General features: G+C 35.3%; 17 protein-coding genes. 4 read left to right on the top strand and 13 right to left on the bottom strand.

Annotated elements, in window-relative coordinates:
- The first annotated feature begins 7 nt into the window (after positions 1 to 7).
- The gene (locus tag GGR42_RS14485) at positions 8 to 349 is read left to right on the top strand and encodes a hypothetical protein (protein WP_167965487.1); all 342 of its coding nucleotides are present in this window, start codon (positions 8 to 10) and stop codon (positions 347 to 349) included.
- Between the two features lie 43 nt (positions 350 to 392).
- Here the strand turns inward: GGR42_RS14485 and GGR42_RS14480 are convergent, their stop codons facing one another.
- Positions 393 to 746 carry a DUF1456 family protein gene (locus GGR42_RS14480; RefSeq protein WP_167965485.1) on the bottom strand — a complete coding sequence of 118 codons (354 nt, stop codon included), beginning with the start codon at positions 744 to 746 and terminating at the stop codon, positions 393 to 395.
- 122 nt (positions 747 to 868) lie between these two features.
- Here GGR42_RS14480 and GGR42_RS14475 point away from each other — a divergent pair, with 122 nt between their 5' ends.
- Both GGR42_RS14475 and GGR42_RS14470 read left to right on the top strand, forming a co-directional pair.
- Positions 869 to 1270, top strand: coding sequence for a TerB family tellurite resistance protein (locus tag GGR42_RS14475; protein WP_167965483.1), 402 nt, complete (start codon positions 869 to 871; stop codon positions 1268 to 1270).
- A 128-nt stretch (positions 1271 to 1398) separates the two neighbouring features.
- Complete coding sequence (locus GGR42_RS14470; protein ID WP_167965481.1) at positions 1399 to 1824, top strand: Hsp20/alpha crystallin family protein; 426 nt, start codon at positions 1399 to 1401, stop codon at positions 1822 to 1824.
- A 97-nt stretch (positions 1825 to 1921) separates the two neighbouring features.
- Here GGR42_RS14470 and uvrB read toward each other — a convergent pair whose 3' ends face one another.
- The 7 genes from uvrB to GGR42_RS14435 form a co-directional block, all read right to left on the bottom strand.
- The gene (gene uvrB / locus GGR42_RS14465; protein ID WP_167965479.1) at positions 1922 to 3910 is read right to left on the bottom strand and encodes an excinuclease ABC subunit UvrB; all 1989 of its coding nucleotides are present in this window, start codon (positions 3908 to 3910) and stop codon (positions 1922 to 1924) included.
- Between the two features lie 54 nt (positions 3911 to 3964).
- Positions 3965 to 5359, bottom strand: a complete 1395-nt coding sequence (locus GGR42_RS14460; protein WP_167965477.1) for a T9SS type B sorting domain-containing protein — start codon at positions 5357 to 5359, stop codon at positions 3965 to 3967.
- A 116-nt stretch (positions 5360 to 5475) separates the two neighbouring features.
- Positions 5476 to 6279, bottom strand: a complete 804-nt coding sequence (locus GGR42_RS14455; RefSeq protein ID WP_167965475.1) for a dienelactone hydrolase family protein — start codon at positions 6277 to 6279, stop codon at positions 5476 to 5478.
- Between the two features lie 113 nt (positions 6280 to 6392).
- Positions 6393 to 8126, bottom strand: coding sequence for a T9SS type B sorting domain-containing protein (locus GGR42_RS14450; RefSeq protein WP_167965472.1), 1734 nt, complete (start codon positions 8124 to 8126; stop codon positions 6393 to 6395).
- 102 nt (positions 8127 to 8228) lie between these two features.
- The gene (locus tag GGR42_RS14445; protein WP_167965470.1) at positions 8229 to 10943 is read right to left on the bottom strand and encodes a T9SS type B sorting domain-containing protein; all 2715 of its coding nucleotides are present in this window, start codon (positions 10941 to 10943) and stop codon (positions 8229 to 8231) included.
- 29 nt (positions 10944 to 10972) lie between these two features.
- Complete coding sequence (locus GGR42_RS14440; protein WP_167965468.1) at positions 10973 to 11806, bottom strand: ABC transporter permease; 834 nt, start codon at positions 11804 to 11806, stop codon at positions 10973 to 10975.
- 45 nt (positions 11807 to 11851) lie between these two features.
- Positions 11852 to 12754, bottom strand: coding sequence for an ABC transporter ATP-binding protein (locus GGR42_RS14435; RefSeq protein WP_167965466.1), 903 nt, complete (start codon positions 12752 to 12754; stop codon positions 11852 to 11854).
- Positions 12755 to 12846: 92 nt separating this feature from the next.
- On the opposite strand from GGR42_RS14435, the gene GGR42_RS14430 reads away from it, so the two are divergent.
- The gene (locus GGR42_RS14430; RefSeq protein ID WP_167965464.1) at positions 12847 to 13923 is read left to right on the top strand and encodes a hypothetical protein; all 1077 of its coding nucleotides are present in this window, start codon (positions 12847 to 12849) and stop codon (positions 13921 to 13923) included.
- Here the strand turns inward: GGR42_RS14430 and GGR42_RS14425 are convergent, their stop codons facing one another.
- From GGR42_RS14425 to GGR42_RS14405, 5 genes are all read right to left on the bottom strand, one after another.
- The gene (locus tag GGR42_RS14425; protein WP_167965462.1) at positions 13924 to 14982 is read right to left on the bottom strand and encodes a nucleoid-associated protein; all 1059 of its coding nucleotides are present in this window, start codon (positions 14980 to 14982) and stop codon (positions 13924 to 13926) included.
- Positions 14983 to 15016: 34 nt separating this feature from the next.
- Positions 15017 to 15517, bottom strand: coding sequence for a plasmid pRiA4b ORF-3 family protein (locus GGR42_RS14420; protein WP_167965460.1), 501 nt, complete (start codon positions 15515 to 15517; stop codon positions 15017 to 15019).
- Between the two features lie 27 nt (positions 15518 to 15544).
- Positions 15545 to 16579 carry a COX15/CtaA family protein gene (locus tag GGR42_RS14415; protein WP_167965458.1) on the bottom strand — a complete coding sequence of 345 codons (1035 nt, stop codon included), beginning with the start codon at positions 16577 to 16579 and terminating at the stop codon, positions 15545 to 15547.
- 120 nt (positions 16580 to 16699) lie between these two features.
- On the bottom strand, positions 16700 to 18640 hold the full coding sequence (locus GGR42_RS14410) for an OmpA family protein (protein ID WP_167965456.1): 1941 nt from the start codon (positions 18638 to 18640) through the stop codon (positions 16700 to 16702).
- Between the two features lie 12 nt (positions 18641 to 18652).
- Positions 18653 to 19588 carry a PorP/SprF family type IX secretion system membrane protein gene (locus GGR42_RS14405; protein ID WP_167965454.1) on the bottom strand — a complete coding sequence of 312 codons (936 nt, stop codon included), beginning with the start codon at positions 19586 to 19588 and terminating at the stop codon, positions 18653 to 18655.
- Positions 19589 to 19590 lie beyond the last annotated feature (2 nt).

Here is a 19590-nt window from a genome sequence, read left to right as displayed (position 1 = left end):
AAACATCATGAGAAAAATTAGTTTAGTTTTAGTAGCTGCAATGCTACTTACTGCAGGAAATCTTTTTGCCAACGATTTTACAAAAGTTGAACCTTCTAAAAAATTGTCAACTCAAATTGCTGAAATGTTGAACGATAACAAAATTGTTCTAGAGCAAGACTATGATGAGTTGACTGCTCAAATTCGTTTTACAATCAATAACGAAGGAGAAATAGTGGTTATGTCCGTGGATACGGAGAATAACAGCTTGGAAGGCTTTGTGAAGAGTAAATTAAATTATCAAAAAGTGGAATTGGATAATTTTAAAGAAGGTAAAATCTACACCATTCCCGTTCGAATTAAAGCTTAAAAAATCGATTTTGTTCTAAAATCCTGACTCTATATGTAATGGGTCAGGATTTTTTTTTGTTCTTATATTTCACGTAGGAAATATCAGGACTTTTCTTTTTCTTGGGGGCAAATGTTTTTTTTGGCGTTTCTTTAGATTGGTTTCTTTTATATAAAACCTCTTTTGGGATTTTTGGGTTTTCCTTGGTTCCCCTAAGATGTATTACCAGTCCATTTAAAAAGTTTCTTAATATTTGATCTCCACAGGCTACATATTTTGGATGGTCTTCATTCCTAAAAAAGGCACCTAGTTCACTTTTGGAAACTTTAAAATCCACCAGTTTTAAAATATCCACTATTTCATCATCCCTAAGCATAAGGGCAACTCTTAATTTCTTTAAAATATCATTGTTGGTCATGGATGATTTTTTTGGCAAGTTAAGATAATAAACCTATATATTATGGGGTATTATCATACTAAAACTGTTTTTTTTTAGTTAATATAATATCCCCTTTTTTATGACCTGAACTTTAAAAACCTATGAGTACGCATAAGGAGAAACTTAGTATTTTATCTGAAATGATAGCTTTTGCCAAATTGGATAAGGTTATGGAAGACTCGGAATACAATTTTCTTTTGGGCGTGGCTTCCAATTTAGGTGTAGAAAAACAGGAATTTGATTCTCTTTTTAATAAAAAGGTGGATGCAGTAGTTCCCAAATCCCATGCAGAACGTATTCTACAGTTTCATAGATTGGTTTTGTTGATGAATGTGGACAGTGTTCAAAGTATGTCAGAAACCAATAAGCTTCATAGTATTGGATTAAAAATGGGCTTGCCACCCTCTGCTATAGACCAAGTGCTTATTGTAATGCACAACTACCCCAATAAAGTGGTCCCACCCAATGTCTTGATCGATATTTTTAAGGCATATTACAATTAACACACAGCGAAATTGACAACTTGTCAGTATTAAAATTCCAAAACACGCCATTTTGACGCTATTTTTTAATTGGTACACCATTTGACTATACCTAGTCGAAACAAAGTCTAATTAAAACATATAGAGTCATGAGTTTAGTAAAAAGAAACAATGTAATGTTGCCATCATTTGTTAATGATTTTCTTGCACCAGATTGGTTTGGTGGCCTTGACAAGCCCTTGTATAACCTTCCAGCAGTAAATATTAAAGAAAATGAAGCCAATTTTGAATTGGAGTTGGCCGTTCCTGGAAGAACAAAAGAGGATTTTAAAGTAGAGGTTGATAACGATGTTTTGACAATATCTTCTGAAACAAAGTCTGAAGATGAGACAACTGAGGAGAATTTTACCAGAAGAGAATTTTCATATACATCATTTAAGAGGGCATTTACTTTGCCAGAAAGTGTTGAATCCAATAAAATTGATGCATCCTATGTAAATGGTGTGTTAACATTGTCAATTCCAAAAAAAGAAGAGGCTTTGCCAAAGCCTAAAAGATTAATTGAAATTGCTTAAAAAAATTTATGCAACCCTACTTAGGGTTTTCATAATGGTTGGTTAGTTTAGTTGGTTGGTTGGAAAAGTGCTCTAATATTTTAGGGCACTTTTCTTTTTATTTTTGTTTTTGAAGCACTTTTATTTCATCCCTTAATTTTGCAGCTTCTATAAAATTTAACTCTTTAGCCGCTTTTTCCATTTCTTTACGCTTTCCACGAATCATTTTTTCTCGCTGTTCTTTGGTTAAGTATTCCAAATCTGGCTCTGCCGCTCGCAATTCTTCCTTTTCAAAATGATAGGCAGAAACAGAGTTTTTGGTCAATGTACTATCCAAACTCTTGTTTAGAGCTTTGGGCGTAATATTATGCTCCAGGTTATAAGCAATTTGCTTCTCCCTCCTATAATTGGTTTCATCAATTGTTATCTGCATGCTTTTGGTAATTTTATCTGCATACATTATGGCTTTACCGTTTAGATTTCTAGCAGCTCTTCCGACAGTTTGGGTAAGGGAACGGGCACTTCGTAAAAACCCTTCTTTATCGGCATCTAAAATGGCAACTAGGGACACTTCTGGTAAATCCAGTCCTTCTCGTAATAAATTTACACCAATGAGTACGTCAAAAATTCCTTTTCTTAAATCCTGCATTATTTCAACACGTTCCAAGGTGTCCACATCACTGTGGATGTAACGGCATCTAACACTTATTCTGGTCAGATATTTGGCCAATTCTTCCGCCATTCTCTTGGTAAGGGTAGTGACCAAGGTACGCTCATCTTTCTCAACCCGTTGTTGAATTTCCTCTATCAAGTCATCTATTTGGTTTAGACTGGGACGTATCTCAATAATAGGGTCCAACAATCCAGTTGGACGAATTACCTGTTCAACATATACACCTTGGCTCAGTTGAAGCTCATAATCTGCAGGAGTGGCACTAACAAAAAGCACTTGGTTTTGTATTGCCTCAAACTCCTCAAACTTTAAAGGACGGTTATCCATTGCGGCGGGCAATCTAAAACCAAACTCTACCAGATTTTCTTTTCTGGAACGGTCACCACCATACATGGCATGTACCTGTGGAATGGTCACATGACTTTCATCAATGACCATTAAATAATCATTGGGGAAATAATCCAATAGGCAAAAAGGGCGAGTACCGGCTTCACGCCCATCCAAATATCTAGAGTAATTTTCTATGCCAGAACAATACCCAAGTTCTCTAATCATTTCCAAATCAAAATTGGTACGTTCTTCCAACCTTTTTGCTTCCAAATGCTTTCCTATTTCTTTAAAATATCCAACTTGGAGCATTAAATCATCTTGAATTTGATGGATTGCATTCTGTAATACATCTGGTGACGTTACAAACATATTGGCAGGATAGATATTTAGATTTTCATAGATTTCCAAAACTTTATTGTTGAAAGGATCAAAAGCTTCTATTTCTTCAATTTCATCTCCAAAAAAGTGAATTCTAAAGGCATGGTCCGCATAGCTTGGAAAAACATCGACCACATCGCCCTTTACCCTAAAATTTCCATTTCTAAAGTCCATAGTTGTTCTGGAATATAGGCTTTGCACCAATTGATGTAAGAATTTGGTACGGGAGATTACTTGGTCTTTTTGAATAGAAATAACATTTTTTTGAAATTCTACAGGGTTTCCAATACCATATAAACAGGAAACCGATGCAACAACCAGAACATCCCTTCTACCAGAGAGTAGGGAAGAGGTGGCACTAAGACGCAACTTTTCTATATCCTCGTTAATTGAAAGGTCTTTTTCTATATATGTTCCAGAGGTAGGTATATAGGCCTCCGGCTGGTAATAATCATAATAGGATACAAAATATTCCACAGCGTTCTCGGGAAAAAATTGCTTGAATTCAGAATATAATTGTGCAGCCAAAGTTTTGTTATGAGCCAAAATAAGTGTTGGCTTTTGAACCTGCTCAATGACATTGGCCACGGTAAAAGTTTTACCAGAACCTGTTACTCCCAAAAGCGTCTGGTACTTTTCAGAAGCCTCAATACCTTCTGTCAATTGTTTAATGGCTTCAGGTTGGTCGCCAGTAGGATTAAATTCTGATACAATCTTAAATTTCATGCCATAAATTTACAAAAGGCGTTGGGTTTGAAATGATGAGAAAGAAATAAATTGTCAACGTTTTAATACAAAATAACCCTGTATCTCTTGTTTTTTTAATGAGATGGCATTGAACCAATAACTGGATGGAGGTAGAGGACTTCCGTTTAAGTTCCCATCCCATCCCTGTGAGTTAGGGTCAATCTGGGCCAAGAAATTACCATATCTATCAAAAATGCGGATAATATTAACACTTACCTCCCCAATTTCCTTTGGATGGATAAACTGCCAAAAATCATTGATTCCATCGCCATTGGGAGTAAAGAATTTTGGAAAGTCCTCTGTGGTTAAATCTCGTTCTACTTTTTTTTCATGCATACCACAGCCATTTTTATCCCTTACATGTATAGTATGTTCATTTAGGGGAAGATTGTTGAAAATGGAACTGTTCTGGTAGGGTCCGTTTATGTTCAAAGCGTATTCATAATCACCATTTCCATCCACTTGAACGGCTATTCTCATCTCTCCAGATTCTTGGCTTACCTGTACTTCCCTAATAATTGGTTTTTCGGATAACCTTACATTGAATGTTTTGGAATTAATACAATCTATTTGATAGGAATTGTAGACTTCATATTTGTATTGTCCAATTTGTGAAATAGGAACGGCATTTTCTTCTGAAAGTAAAATTTCTGTACCATCATCATTTAATTTATACCATCTATGCCCATCTGCCAATCTGTTGCCAAATAACGTTGTTGGTAAACTGTCTTCGCATATGCTTACATAATCTGGAATGTTAATTGGAGGTTGAAAACAGCTGGCAGCCACTACACCTGTGGTAAAACTTTCTTCGATACACGGGCCAGTATCCCCATTTTCATTATAAGGAACAATCTGTACATATATTGTTGTATCCAATGGTAGATTAGAAGGAGGGCCATATGATAAAACATTGCCAACATCTTGGTTGTTTAGTATTTCTGTGCCACTTGGAGTTGTCCCTATGGATAGTCTGTAGCCCGTAGCAGTAGAGGCATAGTCCCATTCTATTTTTGTACCTACATCTACTGTAGTTTGATTGTCGACAGGTTCATTAAGTTGGGTGCAAGGGGGTGGTGTTGTAACATCGCCAGTATAAAAACTTTGAGAATCGCAAATAATGGGAGGTTCATTAGGTACAAACAAAATTATACTTACATATATCAGGGTATTTTCTGGTAGTCCAACTTCTGGTTTATAGGAATTAATTGGACCGGAGGTTCTTCTATTAAGTATGTCAATACCATCTGGAGTAGTTCCCAAAGAAATTACAAGTCCAGAAATTCCATTTACTGCCGGCCAAGAAAGGGTGGCATCCACGGGTATGTCCGTTGAACCATTTGGTGGATAAGTTAGCGAAGGGCATGTTTGTCCGTAGGATATATATCCTATTATTGACAATAAAAAATAGAGTGCTCTTTTTCTCATTTAAAAAACTAACAAGGTAAGATACTATAAATCTGTCTTTTATAATAATACATGGGACAAATGGTATAAAAAAAGATTGTAAAGAATATAGATGACTATTGTGTAATACTATTTCATTACCAAACAGAAGTTTTTACCCATTCAACAGCATCTTGGAGATAGGGCAAATAATCACAGGCCACAAAATGACTTAATCCAGGTGCAATTACAAACTCTATTTGGTTCCCGGCATTTATAGATTGCTCTACCAATACTTTGGTGTTGATTAAGGGGAAAAGTTCATCATTCTCACCGTGTATAACATATAGGGGCATGTCAATTTTTTGAATTTCTCCGTTGCTGTTATAGGTAGGGGAATACGCACTGGCCATGGGAATACTTGCAGAAAAAAGCTCGGGGTGTGTTTCAGAAAAAAACCAACTTCCGTTACCACCATCACTATAGCCAAGAATTACTACTTTCTCAGGTTCTATATTTAAATTTTCCAATGCAAAATTCACCAAATTGACCACTTGGGTTTCATTTGCCGGATTATACCATAACAGACCTTGAGAGTTTGGACTTAAAATGTATGCATTGGTATTTTCCAAAGCAGGTTCAATATAACAATCTGTCAATTTATGAATGTTGGGGTCCTTGGCACTTGCACTCCAATGAAGATTAACAAATAGTGGTACCATTTCATTTTCCATAATTTCTGGAACAATAACCCTAAACTCCCATGTTTTATTATTTGGGGCGTTCAATTTAAAATCATTAATACCTGTCTTAAATGGCAGCTCGGAGAAAGCTTTTTTGGTATCAGCAAGGCTTATTTGGGAGGTGTTCACAGGATTGTCTTGAGCACTTAAAAAACGATCGCTACATCCTGTAAAACAGATGATAAAACTAAAGGCTGATATAATAGTTTTTATTTTCATGAGTATCAATGTATTGAAAATCAATAGTATAATGACCAATAAATATAATAAATGACTACCTAATTCCAAGTAAGAAATAATGTTCAAGTTTGTTCAATACAAAACAATGGATATTATCTTTTTAAAGCAAAAGGTCCCTGCAATGGTTTTCCATCTTCCAAAACAACCTTAAACCAATAACTTGAAGCAGGAAGAGCCTTTCCTTTGTGCATACCATCCCACCCTTGTGATTCGGTATCAATTTCGACTAAAAAATTACCAAACCGATCAAAAATATAAATAGTATCAATGGTAAGTTCATTGGTAATTGGAGGAGCGATATATTGCCAAAAATCATTAATACCATCTCCGTTGGGAGAAAAGAACTTTGGAAAACCTTCCAAAGTTAAATCTTGTTCAATATTTTTCTCGGCAATGCCACACCCATTTTTATCCCGTACATAAACTGTATAATTAGAATCTAAGGGTACGGGGCCAAAAACATTACTATCTTGATAGGGCCCGTTTATATTATTCAACGCATACTCATAATCCCCACTCCCAGTTGTCTCTACTGTTATTGTAAAATTGTTGGATGGTCCAGTAATATTCATGGATGTTATGGTTGCAATTTCTGAAGAAATAACTGAGAATTCTTTAGAGCTTGGGCACTCAATAGTATTAGCTGACTGAGAAATTACGTTATAAGCCTCATAACGATACTGTCCCTTTTCTGTGAGGGATACTTCCTTGTTTTCAGAAATTAGGGTTTCATTTCCAAAATCATCCAATTTGTACCACCTATATCCATCTGCCGTATCAGGTGAGTAAATTACAAATGGGGTTTCACTTTGACAAAATGAAATTGTATCGGGAAAATTTATTTCTGGATTTCTAGTGATAAGCTCACCAGTAGCGGCATCATAATAGGGACCACATCCCAATACGGTGGAAAATGATTCTTGACTACAACCAATAGCTTCACCAGCTGAATTAAATGGTACTATGGTGATAAAAAAAGTACGATTGGGTTCAAAGTTTAACACAAAAGTAGAATTGGCGGAAAAAGTAACATTGTCCAAAACATCAGATATAAAGGGAGATGAACCAATGGATACATGGTATCCTATTGCTCCGGGAATCTCTGTCCATTCCAGAAATGGTGTTAATGGAACATTTATGGCACCATTTAAAGGAGAGATCATTGTGGCACAATTCGGTAAAATAGCCTCAGTACTAGTTGCGAAACTTGCCGCGGAACAACTGGTCGCTCCAATACTATTATAGGGTGTTATTTCAACATAAATTTGAGTATTAGGAGGTAAGTCGGTTGGTGGATTATAAGATAAAACATTTCCTACATCAAAGTCGTTTAATATGTCTCCACCAGCTGGTGTTGTTCCCAAAGTAATTCTATATCCCTGTGCGCTATATGCATAATCCCATGTTAAATTAGTGGAAGGATTTATATTTACAGAGCCATTTATAGGATTGCTTAAACTGGTACAGAGGGGAGCTTGGTCAATGGTTTCCGTTATAAAACTTTGGCTGGGACATACAATATCGGGTTGGTCAAAAAAGAATAGGGTAATGGTAACAAAGATTTCGGTATTCTCCGGTAACCCCAAAGGTGGTTGATATGAATTTGTGCTTCCTACAGATTGCTCATTGACAATTTCCGTGCCCCCTGGGGTAGTTCCCAATGAGATAATATAACCGGTGACCCCAGCTACTGGCTCCCAAGAAATATTGTTAAATACAGGAACTTGTAAGGACCCATTTGGAGGGCTTATAAGAGATGGGCATTCTTGTCCATAACCTAAGGAACAGATAAGGGTTAAAAAGAGATATAGCAGTTTTTTTTGCATTGGAAAGACAATCAAACATTACAAGATACTATAAATCCCTTTTCTTTAATAATAGAGGAGGTGAATTGATTAAAATGGCTGTTAAATTTAAAAAAGGAGCATTTATCTCTTTAAAGCAAAAGGCCCTTGAAAGACTCTTCCATCTTCCAAAATAACCTTAAACCAATAATTGGTTGAAGGGAGTGCTTTTCCATTGTATGAGCCATCCCATCCCTTATCTGTTGGGCTTATTTGAGCCAAAATTTTCCCGTACCTATCGTAGACAGAAATGAGACTTCCATTTTGAAATTGCCCATTTATTCCTTTTACTTGCCAAAAGTCGTTTACACCATCATTATTTGGCGTAAAAAATTTGGGATAACCAACCACAGAAATTATTTTATCTGTTATGCCACAACCATTTTTATCCCTTACGTAGAGTGTTGCAAAACCAGGAAGAACATTTTCAAATAGATTGGAATCTTGGTAAGTTTCTCCATCCAATGAGTATTCATAAAGGCCATCTCCTGTTACCAATACTTTAACCAAATTGTTGTCTGATACATCCTCTATAACAACATCCTCTATAACTGCAATATTGGAAGGAGCTATTGTGAAAACTTTTTCTGAAGTACATAACAAAGTTCCAGCGCTTGTATCATAACTATATCCAACCTCTAAAATATAATTCCCAATGGAAGCAATAAAAACATTTTGATTTGTACTAACTTCATTATTTACGCCTGCCTCTTGTTTTAGCCACCTATAGGAATCAAAACCAGATGGAGCAATCAATTCCATTGCAGTAGCATCTGTACACCACAAAAATGTAGAGTCAAAATCTATAAAAGGTTTAGGGTTCACTAGCAATTCCACTTTTACAACATCTTCACACAGTCCTTCATTTTCAATTCTTGCATAAAGAGTAGTGCTTTCGGTCCTAATTGTTCCCATTAGGGAGTTTACTTCAATTCTCGCATCATCTATCGATGCATAAAAACGAACATCCAAGACTGTATTCACAAATGGTCTTATTTCATCCAAATTAAAGAAACCATCCAACACAGAATCGTTTATGTCCTCATCACATGTCTCAAATATATAGGGTGCTGAAGTACTTAAATTTATTGATTGTACTTCTAGTTCCAATTGCCCAACATCAGTACACCCAGCACTATTGGATACCCTATAGTATATAGTTTCATTAAAAGGATTTGTATTTAAAAAGTTGGTATTGTCAGTAATGGGTAAATCACTGTTCATATCGGAGATAGATTCGTAAAATGTATAATTGAATTCAGAATTTAACGATAGTTCGTTAAGGTTAAATGCAGTTAGTCCATCATTTGTATCGCTATCCAAATCACATTGAATCAATGACAGTGTTTCCGTTGGAGGAAGCGGGTTTATGTGGATTGTGGATTCCCCTATTATTGTACATTCATCAGGGTTGGGTAGAATTATTTCTAATCGGTAACGACCTGTATCATCCAACGTAGCACTTGGGATTTCAAAAGTATTGGAGGAATTTGTAAATGGGATTCCATCCTTTTCCCATTTGTATACTGCCCCTGGAATAAAATCCGCTTCCAGATTAAAAGGTTGATTAACACATATTTCTATTAAACTGGATTTTGTCCCGTCCGTATTTTTTACCAAATCAATTTTATCGAAAAATGATTGTATAAAGGGAGGTAGGCCTTGGGTGCCATTTCTTCCTTCCAAAAAAATGGCATTGTGCACATAATTCGAGGCAGTCCCTTTTTCGTTCGGATTGTTTATGACTCCCAAATACGGCGAGCCAGAAAAATAGTCTGATGCTATTGTTCTGTATATTTTACCATTTTCCCCCAATTGTAATGCTCCCCTGTACAGATTTCTAATATCCAAAATTACTTCTGTGGCAGAGATGTCTGTAGATGTTATATCATATTGAAGCAGGGAGGCTTTGTGGTTGTTAGTTTCACCCGGTGCTTGATTATTTGATGCCAAAATATATATGAATTGTTGGTTTGGAGAAAACTCCACCCCATATGCAAATTGGTCGGAAGAGCTTATGGTTATAGTTTCTTGATTGGTTATTAAACCCGTATCAGGATCAAAGTCATAGATAAAAAGACCCGAACCTGAATTTGCACTAACAAGCTTGGAACCATCTGCCGAAAATTTTAAATAACCCCTTGGGTCATTTATCTCTAAATCCTCAAACGTAGTTTTTACAGATGTTTTTTGAACTCCCGTGGTATTTACTTCAAAGGCATGGTATGTATTAAAGGGTTGGTCGGGCAGCCCGTTTTCTGATGCCAATGTAACTACCCAAATGGATTGATCAAAACAGTTTTTTACTACGGCGGTTATTTTTTCCGAACAATCATCCAAAAGTTTAATATTCTTTTGTATTACTGCGCCATTACCCGCATTTAAGGATAAATCTATTACGGAATAGCTAAGCCCTCTATCTATATCCTCTCTAGAAATTGCCGTATCCACGGTAAAAATATATTGTATGTTGGGGTCTTCTGGTTTTGGAACAATAATCGCAGCTTGTGTACTGGAAGGATCACCATATAAACCTGTTCCATTTTGCATAATACCGTGGGTGCGGTCGTACACGGTTATACCGTCCGTATAAAATAAAAGGTTTCCATCTGCATCCGAAATGCTGGCGCACCCCTCAACTGTATTAAGTAGACCATCTGTTAATGCAGTGACACTGCCATCATTGTTAAACTGTATGCCTGCTCCATTTCCAAAATACCAATTGGTGGCCTCTCCTTGCCCTTGGACGGCAAAGAAAACAAGTTGGGCCAAAAGGAAAAAGAGTACTTTTTTTAACACATGTTAGGTTTGTTGCACCTCACAAGATACTATAAATCCCTTTTCTTTAATAATGCGTAAGATAAATAGATGAAAATTGCAGTCCAGACCAACACAATTAAAATTTCATACCAGTGCACGGCATAGTCGAAATTAAATTCTTCACCAATTTGGTTGGCCACAGATTTTACGGCACCTAACCTTGAAAAGGGTTCTTTAATTAAGTTCCACATAGAATTAAGGGGAAAAAATCCCATTATTCTATCTGTGGTTTCTCCATCAAAAAGTTTCCAACGAATCATTCCTCGAACAAAACCCTCAAAAACTTGCCATAAGATTAAAAAACCTAGGGCAAAGGCGGATCTTTTTACTAAAATTCCCAAAAACAAACAGAAGGAGAAAAAGCCTATGAGTTTAATAAAAAAGGCGAAGAGGTATTCCAAGTCTGAAAAAATGATTGATATTTCATTGTAGTCAGAATATATCAGTCCCAAAATCATGGAAACCACAAACACAAAAACCGTAGAGATAACGGCAAATGAGATGACGGTTAAAAATTTAGAGAGTACAAACTCCTTTTTGGACAGTCCGTCTATAAGATTCTGCTTTATGGTCTTATTACTGTATTCATTGGCCATCATGGATACAATTACTATAGCAAGAAATAACTTAAAAAATGCGGTAATGAATGTGTTGAAATGCCATATATATGGAAAATTAAAAATACCCTGATCTGCTAAATGAAACTTTACAGGACCAATATCAAATTTTATGGCAGCTACTAATGCTATAGATGTAAGCAAAACAAAGTAGGAGATAATCAATACTTTACTGGCCCGATTGTTCCAAAGCTTTATAAATTCTATTTGTAATAAACGTATCATATACTTTTGGTTGATGTATTTGCCCACATTAAATTGGGGGTAGATTTAGTTGCTTTGGTTTTTTGTTAAGGTCAAGAATTGTTCTTCCAAGCTTTCCTTGCGTTTAACCATGTGAGATAATATAATTCCCTTTTTGAACAATTCTTGATTTAGAACTGCTGGATTCATTTCTTCTGTTAGAAAAGCAGTTATAAGGCCATTTTCTGTAGTTACCTTTCCAAAACTGTCATTCTTTTCAAGATAGGTTTCCAATTCTGCCATGTTTTCAGTTTTTAACTCAAAAAAACCATGACTTGCCAACATATCATCCACCCTTCCCGAATATAGTTTTTCGCCTTTTCTAAGAATTACAACATGGCTACATACTTTTTCCACCTCGTCCAATAAATGCGATGCCAATAAAATAGTGGTTCCCTGCCTTGCAATCTTCTTTATGATTTCTCTTATTTGATGAATTCCCTGTGGATCCAAACCATTTGTAGGTTCATCCAATATCAATATTTCTGGGTCGTTCAATAGGGCAGAGGCAATGGCCAAGCGTTGTTTCATTCCCAAAGAATAGGTTTTAAACTTACTGTTTTTTCGTTCCAGAAGCCCAACCAACTTTAACTTTTCTTCAATTTTATCTTCGCTTACCTCTTTTATTTTGCAAACCAATTTTAAATTTTGGACGGCAGTCATGTATGGGTAAAAGTTTGGCCTTTCAATAATAGCACCCACTTTTTTAAGAGCATTGTGTGTGTCTGTGTCCCCATTGAACCAACTAAAAGTTCCATTTGTTTCATTTACCACATTTAGGACAATGCCCAATGTGGTAGATTTGCCACTTCCATTAGGGCCTAAAATGCCATATACGTTACCTTTTTCAATAGTGAAGGATAAATCTTTTACTGCTGTTAGGTATCCAAATTTTTTGGTGAGATTATTTACAGAGAGTATCGTTTCCAAATTGGGATGGGTTTTTGGGTTGTTTATAGTAACTTGACGAGGAAATCACTATTTTGTTACAAGATAACATCAATAAATAATAGATAGATATAATGATCGAGGAAAAACTAATGTCCAAAAAAAAACCGGCCTACCCCGTTAACAAACGATTGGATGCTTATTTGGACTATTATAACAGAAAGATTGAGATCCCTATTTTTTATGAGGATTTACTTCGTTTTTCAGGTTCAATTACGGTTTATGACACGGAAGGTGAGGATACATTATGGATAAGGGTCTATTATTCTGAGTACGAAAGACAAGAAATAGATTTAAGCTTAAAACGGGTATATTCTATTTTGCTTTCAGATGGAAGCGATAGCATATTTCAATACCTTAATGTGGATGCTGTGGACTACTGTACATTTGGAAACTCTAAACCTTTTAGGATTAAAATTAGAAACATTTTAAATGATAACTTCACTTATTTTTATATAAAAAAAACAGATGCCTCTCGTATATATGGGTTGGAATTGGAACACATGCTTTCCCCATATAACCTTAACTTTTTGGTGTATAAAGATACTTTGATTGAAGAGCATATTGCGGGAATTCCCGGTGATGACTTTATCAAGGAAATGCTTCCCAAGTGTTCAGAATCAGAGAAGGCCCAACTTGCCAAAGAGTTTGTTAAGTTCAATGAACGTTGCATGATTAGATTGTTGGGAGATATGCGGTCCTATAACTATGTTATAGTGCCTACCCATGATTTTGACCATGTGGTCTATAAGATACGTGCCATAGATTTTGACCAGCAGTGTTTTGAAGGAAAGTTGAAGGTGTATCGTCCGCAATTTTTTAAAGAAAATTACCAAATGGTGGAACTTGTCCGCAATAAATTGCAAAAAGATTCTGTTGATCAATACAAAATTGAGGAGCGCTCCATTGTGGCCAAACGAATCATAAGTTCAGGGAATAGGATTAAGAAACTAAGAAGTATATGCAAAACAGATCATATTTCTTTGGAATCACATATAGAGTTGTTGAAAAGCCAGATTTATGACCTTACTTTGGATTTGGATTTTAAAAAATGCACCACCATGGGCCAAATTTTAGATTTGGCGCTGGACTTTGTAAAAAGAAATTACGAGGATGTTAGTATGAAACAGATTATTGAAAAGAAGTTTTAATTAACTTTTTTGCTCTTTATTAAAGTACACCAAGTAATAGTACATCTGCCTTTCTTCATCCCAACCTTTTTCCACAAACTTCTCCGCAGAATCTGGGTTTATAAAATCTAATTTAATTTGGATATTGGTATCTAGATTAATGACATTTTTGATTTTCCTACGGGCATCGGAAACTGCCTTGTTGGCAATGTCAAAATTGGAAACATCCTCAATACTGTATTTTGGGCCTTTCTCGACTTTGTAATGTTTAAACTCAGGAATCAATTCTGGGTTTTCCATTACCTCATTTAAAAAAGTACTTTCCTCAAAGGCATCATTTTTGGCAAAATGGTTCACTGCTCGGTTCATGAACAATACTTCCTGTTGCTTGTCCTCCGCAGGTAAAACCACATCCTTTGCAAAGTTTTGGCAGAACTTTAAATAGTTTTTGGTCTTAAAATTATCGTCTGAAAGGGCATCGACACCCAAGAAATTTTCTAGCCAATATTTGGTGTCATATCGATTACTGTCTACGGAAAGTGCTTTGTAACCTTCTTCCTTATTGGTATTGAAAATAAGACAACCTTTATCCAGTTTATTGATATTGATTCCCTGTTGTACGAGCATATCTAGATTGCCACCTTTTTCTTCAAACTGAAGAAAATCATGCTTTAATTCGCTCTTAAAAATACCAATAGCATCTACTTTTACATTATCCAACATAAGCCCGGTTAAGTAGGCAACATATACTTCTCCACTTTTTATGTGCGGATGGTTGGACTGTTCAAATAAATGGGTGGCAATTTTTTTAGAATTTGAATGAACTGAGTCTGGTTCACTAAAAATCTCTGAAACAACCTTATAAAGAGGGTTGAACTCTAAATCCACTTCGTGGGCCAAATGAAAATAATTTTCTTCCTTTTCTCTGAAAGGTCTAAAAAAATATTCTTTTAGTAATCCTGTAGTTTCATCATTTAAAGAATAAGGTTCTGCTGATAGAAAAATGGATTCATTTCTATTTTTATTTCCAACACGGTGTATGGAAACACTTTCAATTTGGGTGGGGTATAGGTTTAACATGTTTTATAGTAAGTTAAAGTGGCAGTAAATTATTTTAGTTCCAGTTTTCATCAAAATCCAAATCATCATAGCTTTCCAAACCTTCGTTAAAGTCAAAAGAGGAGTCTGGATCCGCTTCAAATTTTTTCTCTGGAGGTGAATCTGGTAATTCTCCAAAACTAAACAGGGTATTTGGGTAAGAACCTCCATCTTCTTTATCTACTATATCGGCCAGTTCCACATAAAAAGTCCACATATTAAGAAAATCGTAGACATAAATGAGCTTGGGTGTTTGTTCTCCAAGAATGTCTTCCAACAAAGTTTCACTCATAAGACGAACATCTGAGCCATTTTCACTTACATCAAAAAGAGCTATTTCCTCATCTTGGTTCCAGTTATCATCACAAGTATAAAATGAGGCCATTTCATCTCCCAAAAACCCAAAAGATTGACTAATGGCATTATGAAAATCCTCTAAAGTATTACTTTCTTCTATTTCTATATCCCTAAAGATATCATCTTCGGCATCTAGAATTACCCTAATCTTATAAACCATGCCCTTAATTTTTAAGTGAGGACAAAGTTACAAAGTTTCTTGGGTTTTATTGAATTTTGATGCCTCCAAAACCAAATAGAATTGAACACCAAAAAGGAGTGAGGCAAAAACCATATGAATGGACTGACTGCCAAAAGGAAAATCCATATAATACATAAATATACCGCTAACGACCTCTATTAGAAGTATGGCCAATACCCAATTGATTTTTGTATATCCAAGTTGTCTTTTTTTGATTAGAAAAGCAATGTAAAGATTAAGAACAACCACTGTGATGGAGAAAGTACGATGAATATAAAACTGGGCGAGTGGCTTATTCAACCAAAGATTTTTGGCATGTTCACCAACAGAGCCTATCTGTTCATCAACAAATTGACGCACTTGGGTTCCCAATACAATTTGCACTAAAGTAATTACTAATGACCCTATAAATAATGCCCTTAAATTTTTATGAAATACAAAAGTGCTGTTTGGATTTTTTGTTTTGTAAATTAAGTACAAAAGCATAGCTACAATTATTAATGCCATGAGCATGTGCAAAGTAATTTTTATAGGTTCTAAAACCGAATAAACCACGGTGGCACCCAACCATCCCTGAAATCCCATTGAAAAAACCACTAGCCACGATAAAATGGTCACCAATTTTTTCTTTTTCCAATAAGACAGTGACAATATGGCCATTATAAAAGTTGCCATACCGGCCAAAGCTCCTAGCAGCCTATTTATATATTCTATCCATGTATGCCATACATTGAATTTTGCATAGTCATGCTTTGTATAGGGTTCCCAGTTTCTTTTGTTAAATTCAGATAGCGTTGTAAAATCTTTGATGGCTACCTGTAGGGTTTCGCCAACAATGATAACCTGTCCTTTTTTATATTCATTGTTGGAATGCCATTCCAATTGGGAAACTTCGGTTGGCGGAATATAGGTGCCAAAACATTTGGGCCAATCTGGGCATCCCATACCACTTCCCGTCATTCGTACAACTGCTCCCGCAACGATAACAAGATATACAAGAATTAGGGAGGCTATAATTAGTTTTCTATAATATTTTTCCATGTTAAATAGGGTAAAAACACAGACAAAATTACTATACTATATTTAGAAAAAAGCCTTATTTGAACTAAATAAAAAGGGAAAACTTTCGTCTTCCCTTTTTTTGCTATTATGAATATGGAATTATTCAACTACAATAAATTCTGACCTTCTATTTATTTGATGGTCTTCTTCTGAACATTTGACAGAATTTGAGCAATTATTTAATATTTGTGATTCTCCATAACCTTTACCCGTAAGTCTCCCCTTATCTATGCCTTTAGATATGATATAGTCCATGGTCTGTTTGGCTCGTTTATTGGACAGCCAAAGATTATATTTATCACTCCCACGACTATCCGTATGTGATCTCACATCAACTCTTATAGCCTTATTGTCCTTTAAATAGGTTACAATCTTATCCAATTCTTTGTAGCTTATTTTTTTAATATATGAACTGTTTGTTTCAAAATAAATTGGATTTAGATTTAGTAGATGAAACAGATCAGAATTTAAAGGAGCCTCTTCTTTTACCTTTGATAAGAGAACTTCAATTAATTTTTGAGATTCTTTTGGAAGCACATTGAAATTTATAGTTGAGTATTCATATTTCTCAAGGGAAACATGAGCTGTGTTGAATTTGTTGCCACATTTTAAATCTATCTTAAAATGCCCCGATTCATTACTGATTACCGTAAATTCTTCATTTTTGTCATTTATCAATTTTATAATGGCATTGGAAAGAGTGTTGCCGTTTTCAATATCCTTTACAATGCCCTGTATTGTATTACTGCAATTAAAAACAATAGGTTTAAGTTCTAAAAAACTGTAAATATCATCATCACCTTTTCCACCTTTACGGTTAGAAGCAAAATAGCCGCTTTTAGATGTTTCATCGATAATCAATGAGAAATCGTCTTTGTTACTATTAATGGGTTCACCCAGATTTATAACTGGACTATCCACTGTATTGCTCATTTCTGCCGCAAACATATCTAGGCCACCTAAACCAGGATGTCCATTCGAGGCAAAGTAAAGAATGTTACTGTCGGTAATAAAGGGAAATGTTTCGTTGCCTTCGGTGTTAATTTTGTCACCTAAATTTTGAGGAGTTCCAAATTTGCCATTTTTTTTAATATCTACTACATAAATATCGGAAGCTCCTATGCTTCCTGGCATATCGGAGGCAAAGTAAAGTTTGGTTCCATCAGAATTTAAAGTAGGGTGGGCCACAGAGTAATCATTACTGTTGAAAGGAAGCTCCCTTATATTGCCCCATACTCCATTTTTATATGTAGATGTATAAACTTTAAGCCTACTTATTCCTTTTTTATCTCTGGAAAAATTACCGTTGGATGAATTGTTCCTTGTAAAATATATGGTATTGCCATCTTTGGAAAAAGTAGGTGAAGATTCATGTGTTTTTTTGTTGATTTTTTTTGAAAATTTAACAGGTTCCTTTAAATTTCCATTAGATTGTTTGTCAGTTTTAAAAAGATTTAAAAAGGGTTTGTCGTTCCATGCATGAATATTCTTTTTTGCAATTCCAGAATCTCTTGCAGATGAAAATACCAACAAATCATTCTTATAAAAAGATGGTGAAAAATCTGATGCTTTGGAATTTATTTTCAAATTTTCAATTTGATACCTTCCCGAGGTAATTTTTATCTGTTCCAGATAATCCTTGTTTTTGTTGAATTTTAAAGCTCTTGTGTCGTCTGCCTTGGCTTTATTGAATTTTTGCATCCAAGAATCGGACTCGGAATACTTTTCTATTGATTTTAAGCTTTGCGCATACCTATACAGATACTCTGCATCTATATCCGTTGTATTTAATTTTAATAGTTTGCCGTACCAATTGGCCGCTTCTTTATAATTCGCATTTAAATAATGTGCATTTCCTAAATTAGAGAAAATATCTTTGGAGTTATATCCTTTCTTGACAAGCTCGCTGTAGGATGAAATAGCTTCAACAAAAGCAAAATTGTCTATGTTGGTTTTGGCTTTTTTTAGTTTACCTTCTTGAGCCCAAAGAAAAGAATTTATAGAAATTAGAATTACGGGTAAAATTTTTAATTTGTTCATCTTAATATATTTTTAAAAGAACCTTGGAGTTAATATTTTTTTGCGTTTTGTCTGGAATTCATATCTTAAGAATGCTTCAAAAGAACCATCATTAAACTGGGTGCTTCCCAGTTCTGTAGTTTCCTTGTCATAGGCAAGTCCCAGCATAAGTTGATCTGTTATTTGAAACCCTAACAATGCACTTAATGCAGCATCCCATCTGTAAGCCGCTCCTAATGAAAACATATCATTAAAAAGAAAACTAGCTGATAAATCTGCTTGTAATGGAGCGCCTTTTACAGCTTTAAATAGCAAGGCAGGCTTAAATTTTAGATTAGGATTTAATTCAAAGACATATCCAGAAATCATATACCAATTCATGCGTTCTTGAGCCAAATAAGAACTAGTCTGTCCAGAGCCATCAAAATGCTCTGTCTCCATGAAACTAGGAACAGATAGACCCAAATAAAACTTATTCGTACGGTAATAGATACCTCCCCCGAAATTTGGTGAGAATTTTTGGTCTATATTAGTGGTGCCTGGGGATATAGAGGGGTCAAAGTTTCTTAATTTGTTAAAATCTAAATTTAACAAATGGCCTCCTGCATTTAGGCCAAAGGATAATTTTCCTGTCTCTGATGTTGGCACAGTATAGGAAAAAGAGGCGTTAAAATAGGTATCTTGATTTGTGCCATTACCAATTTCGTCATTTACTATTGATAATCCAATTCCCACTTTTTTTGAAACAGGGGTGCTAAAGCTAAATGTTTGACTAGTGGGAGCTCCATCTAGGCCAATCCATTGTGACCTATGTAAAGCAGTAATACTAAACACTCCCCGGGAGCCAGCATAGGCGGGATTTATTGAAATGGTATTATACATATACTGTGTGTATTGAGCATCTTGTTGTGCGTTAATAGACTGTGCATAAGCCATTATAAAGACAAGTATTATTATTATTCTATTCATCT

Source organism: Saonia flava (genome assembly GCF_011927795.1).
In the GTDB taxonomy this organism is placed as follows: Bacteria; Bacteroidota; Bacteroidia; order Flavobacteriales; family Flavobacteriaceae; genus Saonia; species Saonia flava.
The sequence above is the reverse complement of the archived record's forward strand: the minus strand, read 5'-3'. Positions and strand labels throughout refer to the sequence as shown.

What these genes read in the sequence shown, in the direction of transcription:
- GGR42_RS14485 (WP_167965487.1), top strand. Translation starts at nt 8, where the DNA reads ATGAGAAAAATTAGTTTAGTTTTAGTAGCTGCAATGCTACTTACTGCA.
- GGR42_RS14480 (WP_167965485.1), bottom strand. Translation starts at nt 746, where the DNA reads ATGACCAACAATGATATTTTAAAGAAATTAAGAGTTGCCCTTATGCTT.
- GGR42_RS14475 (WP_167965483.1), top strand. Translation starts at nt 869, where the DNA reads ATGAGTACGCATAAGGAGAAACTTAGTATTTTATCTGAAATGATAGCT.
- GGR42_RS14470 (WP_167965481.1), top strand. Translation starts at nt 1,399, where the DNA reads ATGAGTTTAGTAAAAAGAAACAATGTAATGTTGCCATCATTTGTTAAT.
- uvrB (WP_167965479.1), bottom strand. Translation starts at nt 3,910, where the DNA reads ATGAAATTTAAGATTGTATCAGAATTTAATCCTACTGGCGACCAACCT.
- GGR42_RS14460 (WP_167965477.1), bottom strand. Translation starts at nt 5,359, where the DNA reads ATGAGAAAAAGAGCACTCTATTTTTTATTGTCAATAATAGGATATATA.
- GGR42_RS14455 (WP_167965475.1), bottom strand. Translation starts at nt 6,279, where the DNA reads ATGAAAATAAAAACTATTATATCAGCCTTTAGTTTTATCATCTGTTTT.
- GGR42_RS14450 (WP_167965472.1), bottom strand. Translation starts at nt 8,126, where the DNA reads ATGCAAAAAAAACTGCTATATCTCTTTTTAACCCTTATCTGTTCCTTA.
- GGR42_RS14440 (WP_167965468.1), bottom strand. Translation starts at nt 11,806, where the DNA reads ATGATACGTTTATTACAAATAGAATTTATAAAGCTTTGGAACAATCGG.
- GGR42_RS14430 (WP_167965464.1), top strand. Translation starts at nt 12,847, where the DNA reads ATGATCGAGGAAAAACTAATGTCCAAAAAAAAACCGGCCTACCCCGTT.
- GGR42_RS14425 (WP_167965462.1), bottom strand. Translation starts at nt 14,982, where the DNA reads ATGTTAAACCTATACCCCACCCAAATTGAAAGTGTTTCCATACACCGT.
- GGR42_RS14420 (WP_167965460.1), bottom strand. Translation starts at nt 15,517, where the DNA reads ATGGTTTATAAGATTAGGGTAATTCTAGATGCCGAAGATGATATCTTT.
- GGR42_RS14415 (WP_167965458.1), bottom strand. Translation starts at nt 16,579, where the DNA reads ATGGAAAAATATTATAGAAAACTAATTATAGCCTCCCTAATTCTTGTA.
- GGR42_RS14410 (WP_167965456.1), bottom strand. Translation starts at nt 18,640, where the DNA reads ATGAACAAATTAAAAATTTTACCCGTAATTCTAATTTCTATAAATTCT.
- GGR42_RS14405 (WP_167965454.1), bottom strand. Translation starts at nt 19,588, where the DNA reads ATGAATAGAATAATAATAATACTTGTCTTTATAATGGCTTATGCACAG.